The 15,463-nt window shown below is 74.4% G+C and carries 14 protein-coding genes; 9 read left to right on the top strand and 5 right to left on the bottom strand.

Features of this window, described 5'->3' with window-relative positions; all coding sequences use genetic code 11:
* Window positions 1-58: 58 nt before the first annotated feature.
* A complete protein-coding gene (locus AB0P06_RS05055) occupies window positions 59-283 on the bottom strand; it encodes a DUF5988 family protein (protein WP_363605143.1) in 225 nt (74 codons plus the stop codon).
* Window positions 284-772: 489 nt separating this feature from the next.
* Here AB0P06_RS05055 and AB0P06_RS05050 point away from each other — a divergent pair, with 489 nt between their 5' ends.
* On the top strand, window positions 773-1,042 hold the full coding sequence (locus AB0P06_RS05050) for a hypothetical protein (RefSeq protein WP_363605141.1): 270 nt from the start codon (window positions 773-775) through the stop codon (window positions 1,040-1,042).
* Window positions 1,043-1,114: 72 nt separating this feature from the next.
* On the opposite strand, the gene AB0P06_RS05045 is transcribed toward AB0P06_RS05050, so the two are convergent.
* Complete coding sequence (locus AB0P06_RS05045; protein WP_363605139.1) at window positions 1,115-2,032, bottom strand: LLM class flavin-dependent oxidoreductase; 918 nt, start codon at window positions 2,030-2,032, stop codon at window positions 1,115-1,117.
* 491 nt (window positions 2,033-2,523) lie between these two features.
* Between AB0P06_RS05045 and AB0P06_RS05040 the strand changes: the two genes are divergently transcribed.
* Genes AB0P06_RS05040 through AB0P06_RS05025 form a run of 4 tightly spaced genes read left to right on the top strand, consistent with a single transcriptional unit; the run spans window position 2,524 to window position 7,473 of the window.
* Window positions 2,524-4,026: an NAD(P)/FAD-dependent oxidoreductase gene (locus AB0P06_RS05040; protein WP_363605138.1), complete on the top strand. Its 1,503-nt coding sequence runs from the start codon at window positions 2,524-2,526 to the stop codon at window positions 4,024-4,026.
* Window positions 4,023-5,441: an aminotransferase class III-fold pyridoxal phosphate-dependent enzyme gene (locus tag AB0P06_RS05035; protein ID WP_363605137.1), complete on the top strand. Its 1,419-nt coding sequence runs from the start codon at window positions 4,023-4,025 to the stop codon at window positions 5,439-5,441. Before AB0P06_RS05040 ends, AB0P06_RS05035 begins: the two co-directional genes overlap by 4 nt.
* Window positions 5,438-6,013, top strand: coding sequence for a hypothetical protein (locus tag AB0P06_RS05030; protein WP_363605136.1), 576 nt, complete (start codon window positions 5,438-5,440; stop codon window positions 6,011-6,013). The genes AB0P06_RS05035 and AB0P06_RS05030 overlap by 4 nt, the downstream gene beginning before the upstream one ends.
* Window positions 6,010-7,473 carry a GMC family oxidoreductase gene (locus tag AB0P06_RS05025; protein ID WP_363605135.1) on the top strand — a complete coding sequence of 488 codons (1,464 nt, stop codon included), beginning with the start codon at window positions 6,010-6,012 and terminating at the stop codon, window positions 7,471-7,473. The genes AB0P06_RS05030 and AB0P06_RS05025 overlap by 4 nt, the downstream gene beginning before the upstream one ends.
* Window positions 7,474-7,504: 31 nt before the next feature.
* Here AB0P06_RS05025 and AB0P06_RS05020 read toward each other — a convergent pair whose 3' ends face one another.
* Window positions 7,505-9,025 carry a hypothetical protein gene (locus tag AB0P06_RS05020; protein WP_363605134.1) on the bottom strand — a complete coding sequence of 507 codons (1,521 nt, stop codon included), beginning with the start codon at window positions 9,023-9,025 and terminating at the stop codon, window positions 7,505-7,507.
* A 278-nt stretch (window positions 9,026-9,303) separates the two neighbouring features.
* Here AB0P06_RS05020 and AB0P06_RS05015 point away from each other — a divergent pair, with 278 nt between their 5' ends.
* From AB0P06_RS05015 to AB0P06_RS05005, 3 genes are all read left to right on the top strand, one after another.
* Window positions 9,304-9,903: a hypothetical protein gene (locus tag AB0P06_RS05015; protein WP_363605133.1), complete on the top strand. Its 600-nt coding sequence runs from the start codon at window positions 9,304-9,306 to the stop codon at window positions 9,901-9,903.
* Window positions 9,904-10,156: 253 nt separating this feature from the next.
* A complete protein-coding gene (locus AB0P06_RS05010) occupies window positions 10,157-10,840 on the top strand; it encodes a hypothetical protein (protein WP_363605132.1) in 684 nt (227 codons plus the stop codon).
* A gap of 199 nt (window positions 10,841-11,039) precedes the next feature.
* On the top strand, window positions 11,040-11,996 hold the full coding sequence (locus AB0P06_RS05005) for a sporulation protein (protein ID WP_363605131.1): 957 nt from the start codon (window positions 11,040-11,042) through the stop codon (window positions 11,994-11,996).
* Window positions 11,997-12,074: 78 nt separating this feature from the next.
* On the opposite strand, the gene AB0P06_RS05000 is transcribed toward AB0P06_RS05005, so the two are convergent.
* Window positions 12,075-12,581, bottom strand: coding sequence for a DUF6328 family protein (locus AB0P06_RS05000; protein WP_363605130.1), 507 nt, complete (start codon window positions 12,579-12,581; stop codon window positions 12,075-12,077).
* Between the two features lie 181 nt (window positions 12,582-12,762).
* Here AB0P06_RS05000 and AB0P06_RS04995 point away from each other — a divergent pair, with 181 nt between their 5' ends.
* Complete coding sequence (locus tag AB0P06_RS04995) at window positions 12,763-13,947, top strand: alpha/beta hydrolase-fold protein (protein ID WP_363605129.1); 1,185 nt, start codon at window positions 12,763-12,765, stop codon at window positions 13,945-13,947.
* Between the two features lie 27 nt (window positions 13,948-13,974).
* Here AB0P06_RS04995 and AB0P06_RS04990 read toward each other — a convergent pair whose 3' ends face one another.
* Window positions 13,975-15,450: an MATE family efflux transporter gene (locus AB0P06_RS04990; RefSeq protein WP_363605170.1), complete on the bottom strand. Its 1,476-nt coding sequence runs from the start codon at window positions 15,448-15,450 to the stop codon at window positions 13,975-13,977.
* Window positions 15,451-15,463 lie beyond the last annotated feature (13 nt).

Here is a 15,463-nt window from a genome sequence, read left to right as displayed (position 1 = left end):
CCGGTTCTCCGGCGGGGCGGACAGGGCCCGCCCCGCCTCAGGCGTGGTGCGGTGCGCGCTACTCGGCGATCGCCGTGCTGTAGCTCCAGCGGAACACCGGCAGCAGCTGACCGTCCACGTACTCGGTTCCGCCGCTGCGCTCGAAATGGTGGTGCTGCCCGCAGCGGGTGACGACCACCTGGGCCCCGCCCGTGGCCGGGTCGACGTCCGAAGGGTCGGTGGGCAGGCTGTCGGGCCGGCCTTCCAGAACGACCGACCGCTCGGCTCCTGCTGAATCGGTCACAAAAATTCGCGTTGACATACCGTAGCCATCCTCCGGTGAGGAGCGCCGGTGCACTGCTACGCAGGGTGATGATTTCCGGGTTTTCGGAGGACATCCGATGGGGGCCTCCTCCGTCTGCGAACACGCACGGTGAGAGCCTTCCGGTCCGCATGCGAAAGCCATTCCAGTGTGCCTGGAGTGCATCGAGGGAATATCCAGTTGGATTCAGTAGACCATGCCCGAATCGGGCATGCAACAATTCCCGGACGAGGCGGTTGGTGGAAAATTACACGACCGTACGGACCGGTTCGGCCGCATCGTCCGGGGCCTGGATATCGCCGCTCGCACGGGAATCCGCGGGGTGCCGCGCGGGCGCGGCCGCGGGCGGATCCACGGATGGCACACTCCGGTAGCGCTCCGTGTGGGCGCGTGTGTAGATGGTGACGGGCCGCCATGCCGCGGTGGCCTGCTGAACCACGAACTCCACAGCCTTGGAAGGGCGCTTCCCTCATGCGTACTGCTCACCGCGTACTCGCCGTCTCCGCGCTCGCGCTCCCGCTCGTCATCGGCGGGGCGACGGTCGCCTCCGCGACCGAGTCCGTCCACGTCCCGAACGCCAACTTCACCCAGGGGGCGTTCGCCGTCGGCCCGAACGGCAGCGCCATCCACTTCACCGATGTCGACTTCGGCCCGAACGGTGCCACGTTCTTCGAGGGCACCCTGGTGATCGGTCCGACGGGCGTGGCGGGCAACTTCACCGAGACCGGCATCGGCGGCTGACCGGTCCCGCTCCACGACCGCCCCGGGCCGACGGTCCGGGGCGGTCGTGCGTCGTCAGGGCGCCCTCAGGCCTCAGGCCCTCGGCGGTCCCGAGCGGACGCGGGCGCGGACGAGGTCGGCCGGGCCGCGGAACCAGCCGAGCTTCTCCACCCACCAGGTCAGCCCGGCCGCCCGGTACGGGGCGACGACGGCGGCGTCGGCCGCCGGCTCCAGCCCGGCGGTCTGCCCCTCCATGACGACCTCGAACGGCCGCCGGTCGCCGTTCGTCCGGTCGCTGTCCGTCGGGTCGCCGTCAGGCCGGTCGCCGTTCCGGTGGGCGCGGACGTACCCGACGACGGCCTCCAGGTCCGCCGGAGGCATCATCTCGGTGTGGCCGACCCCGGCCCGGGTGGGGAAGACGCCGTCCCAGCGAGCGGCCCGGCGCATCGGGCGCCGTGCGGGCCAGGTCCCGGCGATCCACACCGGGATCCGCGGGCGCTGCGGGCTGACCGGCTGGAACGCCTGGTCCGCGACGGTGAACCAGCGGCCCTGGAACGTGAAGGGCCGGCCGGTCCACAGTCCGTCCAGGACCTGGAGGGCCTCGTCGAGCCGGTCGGCGCGCACCCGCGGATCCGGGTCCTCGCCCAGCGCCTCGAACTCCCGCGCGGAGGAGCCGAGACCGGCACCGAAGACCAGGCGGCCGCCGCTGAGCAGATCGAGGGCCACCGTCGCGCGCGCGACCTCGGCCGGGCGCTTCAGGGCGAGCACGCTGACCATGACGCCGAGGCGCAGCCGCGCCGTGTCGGCGGCGACCGCGGCCAGGGTGGTCCAGGCGTCGGTCACGTGCTCGCCGGGGTGTTCCGCGACCTGCCCGTCCCAGAGGAAGAACCCGTCCCAGCCGGACTGTTCGGTCAGTACCGCCAGTTCGCGCAGCAGCCGGGGATCCGCGTACTCGCGCCGGTTGGGGAGTCCGACCGCGTACCGCAGGGGCGGCTGAGGGGTGGCGTCCATCGGGTGCCGCCTTCCTGGCGTCGGCGGGCGCTTCGGTGGGCGCTTCGACAGGTGTGCCGCCCTGCCCCCGCCGGAGGGGGTGACCCGGCGGTGTTCCGGGGCCGCACGGCCCCGCTCACCCGGGGTGGTCCACGCCCTCATGATGTCCGGCGCCCGACGGCGGGGCAACAGGGGCCGCGCGCCTCGTCGCGCACGGTGACGCGGCGTTCGAAGCGGTCGGTCCGACGTGCCGATGGCCGGACCCGCCGCTACGGTCGGATGGCGGGGTGCCTCCGCCGTAACCGGCTCCGGTGCCCTCGCTCAGGCGCCGCCTCCCACGACGCGGCGCACGTCCGGACGCGAGCGGCCGGCGCCCCCTGGCGGGCGTACGGCGCGAACCGGTGGCTGGCGCCTCGGAGCGCCTCCGGCCCCGCCGCGGGCCGTCGAACCCGCCGGGTGCGCGACCACCGTCCCGGGCGCCGGCCGAACCCCCGAGGTCCCGAGGAGTGGCGATGTCCGACAGCGGCTCGGCCCTGTCCCGGCTTCACCCGAACGGCCCGCCCGGCCTCGGCCCGCCCGGCGGTGAAGTCCTGGTGATCGGCGGCGGGTTCACCGGCCTGGCCGCCGCGCACGAACTCGCCCTGGCCGGCGTGGCCTGCCGGGTGCTGGAGAGCGAGCCCTTCGTCGGCGGCCTGGCCGGGTCGTTCGAGGTCGAGGGGGCCAGACTGGAACGCTTCTACCACCACTGGTTCTCCTCCGATCTGGAGATCCGGCGGCTCTGTGCCGAACTCGGCTGCGCCGAACTGCTGGAGCAGCACCGGACCCGGACCGGGGTGTACTACGCCAACACCGTGTACCGGCTGTCCAGCCCCTGGGACGTGCTGCGCTTCGCCCCGCTGCCGCTGCCCGACCGGGTCCGGCTGGGCTGGTCGGCGGTACGGGCCGGGCGGGTGCGGCACTGGCGGGAGCTGGAGGCGCTCACGGCCCGCGAGTGGCTGCTGGCGCTGAGCGGTCCGCGCGTCTACGAGACGGTCTGGAAACCGCTGCTGGAGGGCAAGTTCGGCCAGTACGCGCCGGAGGTCGGCGCCACCTGGATGTGGACCAAGCTCCATCTTCGCGGCGGCAGCCGGTCGCGTTCCGGCCGCGAGGTCCTCTACTACCTGCGCGGCGGCTGCGCCGCCCTGCTGGACGCCTGGGTCGCGCGCCTCACCGGCCTCGGTGTCCGGATCTCCACCGGCACACCGGTGCGGGAGGTGCTGACCGACGAGTCCGGCGTCCGCGGAGTCCGCACCGAGAGCGAAGTCCTGCCCGCCCGGCGGGTGCTGGCCACCACGGCGCCGGACCTGCTGGCCGGACTCCTCGCCCCGGGCGCCACCCCGGGCCGGGCGGCGGCCCACCCTTCGGTGCCCGCCGTCCGCCGGCAGCTGTCCGCGATCCCGTACCTGGCCAATCTCTGTCTGGTGCTGGAGAACGACCGGGCGCTGTCGGACACTTACTGGCTCAATGTCACCGACCCCTCGTTCCCCTACGTCGGCGTCATCGAGCACACCAACCTGGAGGCCTCCGACGCCTACGCCGGGCGCCACCTGGTCTACCTCTCCGCCTACCTGCCGACCGGCGCGGAGCTGTACCGGATGGACGACGAGGCCGTGTTCCGCGCCAGCCTGCCGCATCTGACCCGGATGTTCCCGGACTTCCACGAGGGGTGGGTACGGCGCCACCACGTCTGGCGCGCCGATCACGCCCAGCCGGTCATCACCCCGCACTACTCCGAGCGCGTCCCCGCGATGGAGACCGAGCTGCCCGGGCTCTACCTGGCCGGCATGGCCCAGGTCTTCCCGCAGGACCGGGGCACCAACTACGCGGTGCGGCAGGGCCGGCACGCCGGCCGGCTGATCGCCGACCGGATCCGCACCGCCCGGCCCGCCGCCCACCACCCAGCCACCGAAGCGCAGTTGACCGATCTCACGGGCACCGCGGGCCCGCGACCCGTACCGCAGGAGGGAACCGAATGAGCGCACTGATCAGTGCCGAGGAGTGCGAGCGGATGCCCATCACGCGGGTGCACGAGCTCTACCGGCGCCATGTCAGCCGCGGGCAGGTGACGCTGCTCGGGGCGTTCGGCTTCGGCCGCGACACCGTGGACAGCGCCTCGGGCTGCTGGATCACCCTGAGCGACGGCCGGCGCGTCCTGGACTTCACCGGCGGCATCGGCGTGCTGAACCACGGCCACAACCACCCCAGGATCCTGGCCGCCCGCCGCCGCTTCCAGGAACGGCGGCGCATGGAGGTGCACAAGAACTACCTCTCGCCCTATGTGGCCGCGCTCGGCCACAACCTGGCCCAACTGCTGCCCGGGGACCTGGACATCAGCTACTTCCCGAACTCGGGCGCGGAGGCCGTCGAGGGCGCCCTCAAGATGGCGTACAAGTACCACCGGGGGCACCGCGGCACCGTTCTGCACAGCGACATCGCCTTCCACGGCAAACTGCTCGGGGCCGGCAGCCTGACCGCCTCGCCCGAGGTGCACTTCGCCTTCCCCCGGATCCCCGGCACGGACCGCTTCGCCTACGACGACCTGGCCTCGTTGCGGCTGGCCCTGGAGCGGCACACCACCCCCGAGGGGACGAGCGACGTCTACGCGCTCGTCCTGGAGCCGTTCAGCGCCTCCAGCCTGCGCGAGTGCTCCGAGGAGTTCCTGCGCGAGGCGCGGCGGCTCTGCACCGAGCACGACATCGTCCTGATCTTCGACGAGGTCTACACCGCCTGGGGCCGGACCGGCTCGCTGTTCCACTTCATGCGCCACCGCGGCCTCGTCCCCGACGTGGTGACCACCTCCAAGTCCTTCGGCGGCGGCAAGGCCTCCATCTCCGGCTATGTGGCCCGGGAACCGGTGTTCCGCCGGGCCTACGACGCACTGCCCGACGCCACCCTGCACAGCACCACCTACTACGGTTTCGGGGAGGAGACCGCGACCGCGCTGGAGGCCGTGGCGATCGCCGTCGAGGACGACTACCCGGGCCGGGCCCGCCGCATCGGCGAGCGGCTGCGCGGGGGCCTCACCGCCCTCGCCCGCGCACACCCCCGGGCCGTCGCCGAGGTCCGGGGGAGCGGCGCCCTGCACGGTGTGGTGCTGCGGCCCGGCCCGAGCTCCCTCGACCACCTGCTGCGGCTGCTGCCGTCCGCGTTCGCCCGCGATCCGCAGGCCCAGGCCAAGCTGGCGACCGCCGCCGTGGTCGCCGCGCTCTACCGCGACCACGGCGTGCTCACCTACTACGGCTCCAGCCGGGACCTGCCACTGATCGCCGCGCCCCCGCTGATCGCCGGGGACGCCGAGATCGACCGTTTCCTCGACGGGCTGGACGCCGTCCTGGCGAAGGGGATGCCCCGGCTGCTGGCCGGCCTGGTCCGGGAGAAGGTCGCCTCGTGAACGGCCTGGTGAGGCGGCTGGTGACCGCCTTCGCGGCCGCCTTCGGGGCCGGCTTCGTGACGGGTCTCGTGAGCCGTCTGATGGGTCGCCCGGTGAACCGTCCGGTGGTTCGTCGCCCACCGCGGCCTTCCGCGGACGGTGACCGCCGCTGGGAGCGGCGGGTGCGGGGCGGCGGCCTCCCGCCGATCTGGGCGGCCCGTTACGCCGTCCTGGCCGAACCGTCCCGGCAGGCCGCGGCGGTGAGGCACACCGCCGCGACGCTGGCCGCGCTCCCCGGGCCGTACCGGACGGTGTTCGCCGCCCTGCTGCGGGTGTTCCCGGCGGCCGTCGCCCTCGCCGCCCTGCCGGCGATCCCGGGCCGCAGCCGGGACCGGGCCCGGCTGCGGCGCGCCGCCGACCGGCTCGCCGCGGTGCCGGGCTGCGCCGAACTGCTCAGGGTGAGCAGCGTGCTGGCCCTGCACGGAGCCCTGGACGGCGCTCTTGACGGCGGCCTGGTCGGCGGCCCGGTCGGACCGGGCGCCGCCGGGTCGCCGACCGCCGGTACGGCGGGCCCGGCCGGAGGCCCCCGATGACGGCCGCCGTGCCCGCCACCCACTGCGACGCGCTGGTGATCGGCTCGGGCGCCGGAGGCAGCGCCGCCGCGCTGGAGCTGGCCGGGGCCGGCCGGGAGGTCCTGGTGCTGGAGGAGGGCCCGCGCGTCGCACCGGAGCGGATCGCGCGGGCGTCCCCGGCGGAGAACCTGCGCCTGCTCTACCGCCAGGGCGGACTCGTGCCCATCCACGGCAGGCCCACCATCCCGTTCGGGGAGGGCCGTTGCGTCGGCGGCACCACCGTGGTCAACGGGGGGCTCTTCTGGCGGCCCCCCGACCGCCTGCTCGACCGCTGGGCGGCGGCCGGGGTCGACGGCTACCGGGCGCACCACCTCGCGCCCCAACTCGCCGACATGGAACGGCGCCTGGGCGTGACCGACCAGCCGCCCGGCGCGGGCAACCGTGACTCGCTGCTGCTGGCCCGGGCCGCCGACCGGCTCGGCTGGCACTGGGCCCCGGCCCGCCGGGTGGTGCGCGGCTGCGCGCACGCCAACCGGTGTGTCACCGGCTGTCCCACCGGAGCCAAACAGAGCATGCTGGTCAGCTACCTCCCCGCCGCGGAACGGCTCGCGGCGGTCGTCCAGCCGGACACCAGGGTCGTCCGGCTCGAACACGACGGCGCCCGGGTGACCGCCGTGCACGCCGTGCGGGACGGCCGGCGCCTGCGCTTCCTCCCCCGGACGGTGTTCCTGGCCGCCGGCCCGGTCGGCAGCGCGCTGCTGCTGCGCCGCAGCGGTATCGGTGGCCGGGGCCCGGGCCGGAGCATCGCCTTCCACGTCAACCTCCGGACGGTGGCCCGGTTCCGCGAGCCGGTCCTGGCCGTCGAGGGCACCATCTTCACCGCGCAGCTGCAGGAGTTCGCCGACCGGGGAGTCCTGGTGATGCCCGGGAACCTCACCCCGGGCTCGCTCGCGGCGGCGCTGGCCGCCCACCCGACGGGAACCGTGGACCGGATGCTGGCCCAGCTCGACCGGGTCGCGGTCTACACCACCCAGGTGCGCGTGCGGGCCGCGGCCCGGCTGACCGCCGTCCCCGGCCTCGGCGCCGTCCTGCGCCACCGGCTGGCCGACGAGGACGTCGGTCTGCTGCGGTTCGCGTTCCGCCGGACGGCCGAACTCCTGCTGGCGGCCGGCGCGGTCGAGCTCCTGCCACCCGCGCCCGTCACCCTCACCGGCGCCGGGCCGGCGGCCGACTTCGCCCGCCGGAGCCGGCCCGAGACCTGGGACCTGCTCTCCGTGCACGCCATGGCGTCCTGCCCGATGGGGCCGCCCGCCACGGGCGGGGTGTGCGACGCCGGCGGCCGGCCGTACGGCTTCACCAACCTGCGGCTCTGTGACGCGAGCGTGCTGCCCGGCGCGACCGGTGTCAGCCCGCAGGAGACCGTCATGGGCTTCGCCCACCTGATCGCCGCCCGCTATCTGGAGGGCCCCGCCGCGGGGTGACGGCGGCCTGGGGCGGTCGCGGTCGGTCCGGTCAGTGCCGGTTCTGCACCTGGGGGTCGGTGAATCCGACGGCGAACACCGTGCGCAGGGAGGTGATGGTGGTCGCGGTCCGGTCGGTGCAGACGCCGGTGTCGTCCGCGCCCGCCGTGAAGTGCGGGTGGCCCTTGGGGCGGCAGATGCCTTCGGTGAGGCCCCACAGTTCGTCGACCCGGGTGGTGCCCAGCACGGGCCAGTAGCTCAGGGCCTGGGGCGAACCGGCGCCCCAGTTGCCGGTCCGGGCGTCGCCCGAGCCACAGGTGGTGACGGGGCGGGTGTCGCCGGTCCAGGTGTGGGAGAAGACGGCCGGCTTGGTCCCGCACCCCTTGGAGAAGGCGAAGTTGAGCGCGCCCTGGTCGTCGGTCCAGGTCATGCCGCCCTGGAGGCCGCGGTAGCCGTCGGCGGTGAAGGCGTCCTGGACGACCGTCCGGCCGCCGGACGTCTTCAGCAGCCCCGGCCCGGTCGCCGCACTGGCCGGGTTGAGCTGGTAGCGGACCACCCGGGCACCGGAGGCCTGGCCGTACCACTCGCCGGTGACCAGCTTGAAGGTGGAGCCGCCGCCGGTCTTGTCGAGGGAGAGCCAGGAGAAGCAGAGGGACTGCGCGTCGATCGGCCCGGTGGCGGCGCACGAGGGCGCGGCCTTGGCCTGGAAGTAGCGGTGGACCTCCGGCAGGACGTACGGGTAGCCGCAGGCGCTGGACTTCCCGTTGCTGATGCCGACCGTCGAGACGTCGGACCCGTAGGTGTCCACCTTGGCCAGCTTGTTGATGTCGAAGACGCGGATGCCGTGGGCGGTGTCGGTGACGTAGATGTAGTTGGCGTACCACGCGATGCCGCCGCCGTGGCCCTTGACGAAGGTGAAGTCGGAGGCGGTGGCCGAGGTGCTGGTCGGCTCCGCCAGCAGGACGTGGCGGTACTTGCGGGTGGTGCGGTCGATGAAGGTGAGCTTCAGCAGGTTGTCGGTCTTGCAGCCGGCGGAGGTCTCGTCGCCGTACGCCTTGTAGTGCCAGCTGACGGCGGCGACGCTCTGCCCCTGGATGGCCCCGTCGCCGCCGTCGGCCGTGCCGGTGGTGCTGAGGCCCTGCGGGTACCAGTGCTCGGTGGTGTCGTCCGCGTACGCGCTCGACCAGCACCAGGCGGTCTTCTTCGCCACGTCGGCCGGCGGCAGGCCGGCGGTCTCGGTGCCCGCGCACGCCCCCATCTGCCGGAGGTTCAGCCAACCGTCCGTCCGGCCGGCCGAGTTGGTGGTGAAGTTCGTGCTGATGACGTCGCCCAGGCCGACGGGCTTTCCGAGGTGGTTCTTGAGGAGGCTGTCGGTGGCGGCGGCGTAGCTGGTGTCCGTCAGCTGGAACTGGCCGGCGGTCGGGGACAGCGGGTTCACCACGGGTGCGGCGGCCGGGGCGGTCGGCTCGTCCGCCGCCGCGGCGGACGGCGCCGGGCCCGCCAGTGCGGTCATCCAGACGGCGGCCAGGGCGGCGAGGGTGGGCTTCCACCGTAATGTGCGGGACTGTCCCATGCGTCTCTCCTCGGTGCTTGGTGCAGGGTTGGACTGGGCAGATGATCGCAACAGGGTATGACATGTTCAGGATTGCTCCCAGGGGTCGCGGCGCACTCGCCCGGCCGTCCTCGGTGGCGAACCGCGGCGCCGGCCCGCCGGGCGGACCGTGATCTTGACGAGTTGTTAACACCCGGTCGCCGTGGGTAGCTTGTGCACTTCGCCGCCCGGGGGAAGTGGCGTCGGCGTGGCCCGGCGCGACCGCGGTGGCCGAGGAGCTTGTCCGGAAGGCGTGTGCCGTGGACCTGACCGAACTCGCCGAGCAGCTCGACGGCCGCGCCGCCGTGGCGGTGCGCCCGCACCTGTTCCGCGCCGCCGACGACGAGGCCCGCTGGGTCTGCTGGCTGTACGGCTACCGGATAGCGGAGGTCCGGCGCGCCGGACCCGACACCGAGCTGCTGGCCGTCGCCGACCCCGACCCGGGCGCCCGTGCCCGCGGCGCCTGGATGCGCCGGCCCGACCTGGACCCCGGCGGCGATCCGCCGGTGCCGTGGACCCGGGTGACCGCGGCCCGGCCGAACGGGGCCGGGGCGCCCCCGGTGTGGACGCCGCCGGGCTGGCCGCCCGGCCACGCCCCGGTCCGCCCGGCGCCCGGCCGGATGCCCGGGCCCACCCCCGGCCAGGCCGGCGCCGGCCCCGAGCCGTCGCTGCTGCTGCTCCTCGCCGCCCTCTTCGGGGTGCTCGCGGCGCTGTTCGCCGCCACCCGCCCCGCCGGCGCCGTCCTCCTGCTGTTCTTCGCGGCCGGGAGCCTGGCCGCCTACCCGTTCGCGCGGCACCGCCGGGAGCGCCTGGTGCGGCGGGCGGTGGCGGAGTGGCCGCCGGGGAAGCGCGCCGGATAGCCGGCCGGTCCGACTTCACCGCCGGCCCCGGTGGCCGCCGGCCTGACGCCTTGCCAAGCCCCTGGGTGCCGTGTGCTGCTGGCGGACGCCGCGATGCTCTACAGTGCTGTAGAACTAAGGGTCGGCGGGGCCGCCGGCCGCGGTCCGGCGTGGGCGCGGGCGGCCGGGGAGGGCGGTGGGGGGCCGCCCGCCGCGCGGAGGCGGGCCGGGGGGAACCGCGGCCGGCCGGTGAACAGCGAACGGGGAAGACACCATGGACAGGCCGCTTCGACTGCCGCAGCAGGACCGGGCCGACTTCGAGACCGCCCTGAGCCGGGCGCTGGAACTCCCGCAGGTCCGCGCCGCCCTCCAGCAGTCCGGCGACGGCGCGCACGGCGCCGAGCGGCTGCGGCGGCAGGCGCGTGAACACGCCGAGTACGTCCTCGCGGCGGCGTCCCCGGAGTACGAGCGGTACGCGGCCCTGCGGGCGGACGCCGACGCGCTGGCCCGCCTGCCCGTGGACGCCCCGGGGCGCGAGCGGCTGTCCGGCTGGCTCGGGGTGCTGGCGCTCATCGTGCCGATCGTCGCGGGCAGCGCCGCCGCCGTCTTCCTCCTCCTCGGCTACGGGCTCCGGCTCACGGACTCCCTGGAGGTGCTCGGCGAGGCGCTGAGCGGCGCCGGGTGGATCGCCGCCGCCGTCGCGCCGGCCAGTGCGCTGGCCGGTGGGCTGGGGCTGCTGAGGGCGGCCGCCCGGCCGCGCCCGGCCGAGAGCCCCGGCGGTGCCGGTGTGGTGGACGGCGGCCTGGAGGAGGCCAGGAGCGCCTGGCGGGCCGCGCTCACCGAGCGCGGCCTGGTGCCCTTCCTCGTCGCCCGGGCCGGAGCCGGGGACGGCGGCGGCGAGGCGGTGTCGGGCTTCCGCCCGCGCTACACCAGCCCGGACTTCGAGACCGACGTGTAGGCCGCGTTGTCCGGATCGCGGTGGGCGCGCGGCGGGGGTGCTGACGCTTCGGCAGGTGACTCCGCGCCACGGCGGGTTTGCCGGCCCTTTACACTTCGATGGGCGCCGAATTCCGGTCCGTACCCGCTCGTTCCGGTCCGTTCCGTCCGTTCCGTCCTGCGGTGTCCCGCCAAGAACCGAACACGAAGGAGAGCACCCGATGGTGTTCAAACGGCTCCTCGGCGCCCTCGGCGTCGGCGGCCCCAGCGTCGACACGGTCCTGTCCACCCCGACCGTCCGCCCCGGCGGTCAGGTCCTCGGCCGGGTCGAGCTGGTCGGCGGCGGCCGTGACGCCGACATCGCCGGTATCACGCTGCACCTGGTGGCGCGGGTCGAGGTCGAGCACGACGACCAGGAGGGCACGGCCCCGGCCCCGTTCGCGACCGCGGTCGTGGCCGGCCCGCTGACGCTGCGGGCCGAGGAGCGGCGATCGGTCGAGTTCTCCCTGCCGGTGCCCTACGAGGCCCCCGTCACCGCCATCGCGGGGCAGCCGCTGCACGGCATGACGGTGGGCGTGCTCACCGAGGTCGACGTCGACGGCGGCCGCGACAAGAGCGACGCCGACGCGCTCACCATCGAGCCGCTGCCGCTCCAGCAGCAGGTGCTGGACGCGTTCACCGCCGCCGGGTTCCGGTTCAGGCGGGCCGACCTGGAGTCCGGGTACATCCGCGGCACCGGTCAGACCCTGCCGTTCTACCAGGAGATCGAGTTCGCCGCGGCCCCGCAGTACGCGCACGCCTGCAGCGAGGTCGAACTCACCTTCCTCAGCACGCCGTTCCAGACCGAGGTGGTCCTGGAGGTCGACCGGCGGTCCGGCGGCTTCGGCCACGGCGGCGATGTGATCAACCGTCATGTGCTGGACGAGACGGCCGCCCGGAAGGACCTCGCCGCCACCGTCGACGAGTGGATGCGCCAGGCGCTCCAGCACCACACCGCCCACGACGGCTCCCACCACTACGGCTCCCACCACCAGGACGGCGACCACCGGAGCGGCCCCGGCATGGGCGCCGTGGTCGGCGGAGCCGTCGCCGGTGCCGCGGTGGGCTTCGTCGGCGGCATGATCGTCGACGAGGTGGTGGACGAGGTCGTCGACGAGTTCTTCGACGACGAGGACTGACCCCCGCCCACGGCTCGGTGCGCGCCCGGTGCCCGGCCCGCGACCTCCCGGCGGGCCGGGCACCTCGGGGCCGGGCGCTCAGGACGATCGCCGGCGCAGCCCCCAGGGGAGGGCGAACCACAGGACGGCGAACAGCACGGTGGTCGCGCCGGCGATCACGGCGGCCGCGGTGCGGTTGAGCACGACGTCCATCAGCAGCAGCACGGCCGCGTTGAGTGCCAGGGCGAGGAAGGCCAGCCCGATCTCGGTGAACCGGGCGGACAGCTCGACGATGCGGCGTTTGGCGCCGCGGTGGAACAGCGCCCGGTGCAGGGCGACGGGCGTGGACAGCACGGCGGCGGACACCACGGTGAGTAGGAACGTGGCGACGTAGAGGGTCTGCTGGGTGTTGTCCAGCGTGCCGAAGCGCTCGGTGAAGGCCATGCCGAGCAGGAACGCGAACAGGATCTGCACACCGGTCTGGACCACCCGCAGCTCCTGCAGGAGCTCGACGAGGTTGCGGTCGGCCCGCTGCTCCGGTGTCTCCGGGCGTGTCCACGCGGGCTCCGGCTCCGGCGGTGTGGGGGGTGTCGGCGGCGTCTGCATGCCCTTACTGTCCACCGGGCCGTCGGCCGCCCGACCGCGCCGCGCCGCCCGCCACCGCCGCCCGCCACCGCCGCTCCCGGCCGCGCCCCACCGGCGCACCCGCCGGCCGTGCCCCGCTGCCCGACGGGTGCGCCGACCGCCGGGTGGGGGCCACAGTGGTAGGGGAGACGGAGCACGATTGGTGGCGAGCCGGGACATGGGACTCACCGGTCACAAGCTGTTGGCACTGATGGTGCTGTTCGCGGTGCTGACGGTGCTCGGCACGCTGTGGGTCTGGCCGAAGCTGGCGGTCCGCAGCTGGCCGGCGATGTTCCTGCGGCTCGGCACCATCGCGCTGACCCAGACCGTGCTGCTCTGCACGCTCGGTCTGGTGGTCAACGACTATTTCGTGTTCTACAGCAGCTGGTCGGACCTGCTGGGCCACAACCGGGGCCAGGGCGTGATCCAGGGCGGCCCGGTGACGCCGGGCATGAGGGAACCGGGTACGAGGACACCGGGCGCGGGGGCGCCGGCGCCCGGTGTGCAGGTGCTCGGCACGGCCGAGGTCACCGGCGCCGGGGGATTCGGCTCCGACCCGGCCCGGGCCGGCCGGCTCGACCGGGTGCACATCCCCGGCCCGGCCACCGGCCTGTCCACCGACGGCTACGTCTACCTGCCGCCGCAGTACTTCCAGCCGTCCTTCCAGGACCGGAGATTTCCTGCCGTGATCGTCATGACGGGGTTCCCCGGAGAGGCCGAGAACCTGGTCACCAAGCTGAGGTACCCGGCCACCGAGCTGAAACTGCTCAGGAACGGGACGATGCGGCCCACCGTCCTGGTGCTGATGCGGCCCTCCCCGTCGATGCCCCGGGACAGCGAGTGCGAGGACATCCCGAACGGCCCGCAGGCGCAGACGTACTTCACCGCCGACGTGCCGCAGGACCTCAGGGCCTCGTACCGGGTGCTGCCCGGGCCGGGCGGCCTAGGGGTGATGGGCGACTCCACCGGCGGCTACTGCGCGGTCAAGCTCGGCATGGAGCATCCGCAGGTCTTCTCCGCCGCGGTCTCGCTGTCCGGCTACCTCAAGGCGGCGGAGGACATCACCACGGGTGATCTCTTCGGCGGCAGTCAGCAGCGCCGCGACCAGGCCGACCTCGACTGGCGGCTCGCCCACCTGCCCGCCCCCGCGCTGGCGGTGCTGCTCGCCGACAGCAAGGAGGACGGCCGGACCTACGCCGACTCCCGGGCCTTCGCCGCCGCCGCGCATGCCCCGATGACCGTCACCCAGGCCACCGTCGACTCCGGCGGCCACAACTTCACCACCTGGATCCGGCTGCTCCCGCCCTCCCTCGGCTGGCTGAGCACCCACCTCGCCGACCCCGCCTGACGGCCGGCGGACGGGGCCGGCGAGTGGTCACACCGCCGGGGTGGCGACGGCCGGGGCCGCGCCCGCCCGGGCGGTGAGGGCCCGGCCGTAGCGGCGGAGCAGCAGGACCGCGGTGGTGGCGAGGCCGATGAGGAGGCCGAACCAGAGGCCGAGGGTGTCGCCGCCGAGCGGGTAGGCGAGGAGCCAGGCGGCGGGCAGACCGACGAGCCAGTAGCCGACGAGGGTGATGCGGAAGCCGCTCCCGGTGTCGTCGAGGCCGCGCAGCAGCCCGACGCCGATGTTCTGGGCGCAGTCGAAGAACTGCAGCACGGCGACGACGGCGAGCAGTCCGGTGGCGATCTCCAGGCCCTGCCGGTCGGCCGCCGAGCCGGGGTCGAAGTAGGGCCGCAGCACGAGGTCCGGCAGGGTCAGGTAGACCGTGCCGACCACCGCCATCACCACCGCGCCGCAGGCGAGCGCGGTGTTGCGGATGCGGCGCGCGGCGGCGTACGCGCCGAGCGCGAGTTCCCGGCTGACGTTGATGGACGCGGCGTGCGAGAGGCCGACGGCGACCTGGAAGACGATGTAGATCAGCTGGTTGACGGCGGTGTGCGCGGCGAGCGCGGCCGCGCCGAAGCTGCCGGCCAGCAGGGCGGTGACGGAGAAGAAGCCGGCCTCGGAGCCGTAGGTCGCGGCGATCGGCGTGCCGAGGCCCAGCAGCCGTCGCACGGTCGCCGCGTCGGCCCGCCAGAAGTCCAGGCCGAGCAGCGGGGCGAGCTGCGGGTCGCGGCGGGCGGAGCCGTACAGGGCGAGGAAGGAGAGCAGGTGGACACAGCTGGTGGCGACGCCGATGCCGGTGAGGCCGAGTGTCGGCATGCCCCAGGTGCCGTGGATGAACGCCCAGTTGAGCGCCGCGTTGACGGCGACCGAGACGACGGTGATCCGCAGCAGGGCCTGCGGGCGGCGCATGCCGACGGTGAACTGGCGGATCGCCTGGAACCAGAGGCAGGGGAGCAGCCCGGGGGCGAGCGCGAGGAGCATGCCCTGGGCGCGGTCGGCGACGGTGGCGTCCTGGCCGAGGAGGGTGGCGGCCTGGCCGATCAGGACCATCAGGGCGGCTCCGGCGACGCCGGCGAGGGTGGCGACGGCCATCGCCGCGCGGACCAGGCTGCGGACCTCGTCGCCCGGCCCGGCAGCGGTCGCGGCCTCGGTACCGGCCTCGGCAGTGGTCGCGGTGTCGGCACCGGCCTCGGCGTCGGGATTCCCGGTGGACCGTTCGGCCCGGGCGGCCGCCGCCGCGACCTGGTTGCCGACGGAGGTGACCAGACCGACCCCCATGGTGCGGAGCTGGTTGAAGATGACCAGGGCGAGGCCGCCGGCCGCGAGCGCCTCGGTGCCCAGCACGCCCATCATGATGGTGTCGGTGGTGGTGAGGGCGACCTGGGCGAGCTGGGTCAGCGCGAGCGGGACGGCGAGCGCGGCGAGCGCCCGGCCGTCGCGGACCAGCGTGGTCAACTGCTGCATGGTGGTGGTCACG

Source organism: Kitasatospora sp. NPDC088351, from assembly GCF_040685575.1.
In the GTDB taxonomy this organism is placed as follows: Bacteria; Actinomycetota; Actinomycetes; order Streptomycetales; family Streptomycetaceae; genus Kitasatospora.
Note: the sequence above shows the minus strand (reverse complement) of the source record. Positions and strands in the feature narration are given on the sequence as shown.

Excerpts from the sequence above, each read along its gene's own strand:
- AB0P06_RS05025 (WP_363605135.1), top strand. The coding sequence starts at position 6,010 with ATGACGGCCGCCGTGCCCGCCACCCACTGCGACGCGCTGGTGATCGGC.
- AB0P06_RS05005 (WP_363605131.1), top strand. The coding sequence starts at position 11,040 with ATGGTGTTCAAACGGCTCCTCGGCGCCCTCGGCGTCGGCGGCCCCAGC.
- AB0P06_RS05050 (WP_363605141.1), top strand. The coding sequence starts at position 773 with ATGCGTACTGCTCACCGCGTACTCGCCGTCTCCGCGCTCGCGCTCCCG.
- AB0P06_RS05020 (WP_363605134.1), bottom strand. The coding sequence starts at position 9,025 with ATGGGACAGTCCCGCACATTACGGTGGAAGCCCACCCTCGCCGCCCTG.
- AB0P06_RS05040 (WP_363605138.1), top strand. The coding sequence starts at position 2,524 with ATGTCCGACAGCGGCTCGGCCCTGTCCCGGCTTCACCCGAACGGCCCG.
- AB0P06_RS05035 (WP_363605137.1), top strand. The coding sequence starts at position 4,023 with ATGAGCGCACTGATCAGTGCCGAGGAGTGCGAGCGGATGCCCATCACG.
- AB0P06_RS05010 (WP_363605132.1), top strand. The coding sequence starts at position 10,157 with ATGGACAGGCCGCTTCGACTGCCGCAGCAGGACCGGGCCGACTTCGAG.
- AB0P06_RS05045 (WP_363605139.1), bottom strand. The coding sequence starts at position 2,032 with ATGGACGCCACCCCTCAGCCGCCCCTGCGGTACGCGGTCGGACTCCCC.
- AB0P06_RS04990 (WP_363605170.1), bottom strand. The coding sequence starts at position 15,450 with ATGCAGCAGTTGACCACGCTGGTCCGCGACGGCCGGGCGCTCGCCGCG.
- AB0P06_RS05000 (WP_363605130.1), bottom strand. The coding sequence starts at position 12,581 with ATGCAGACGCCGCCGACACCCCCCACACCGCCGGAGCCGGAGCCCGCG.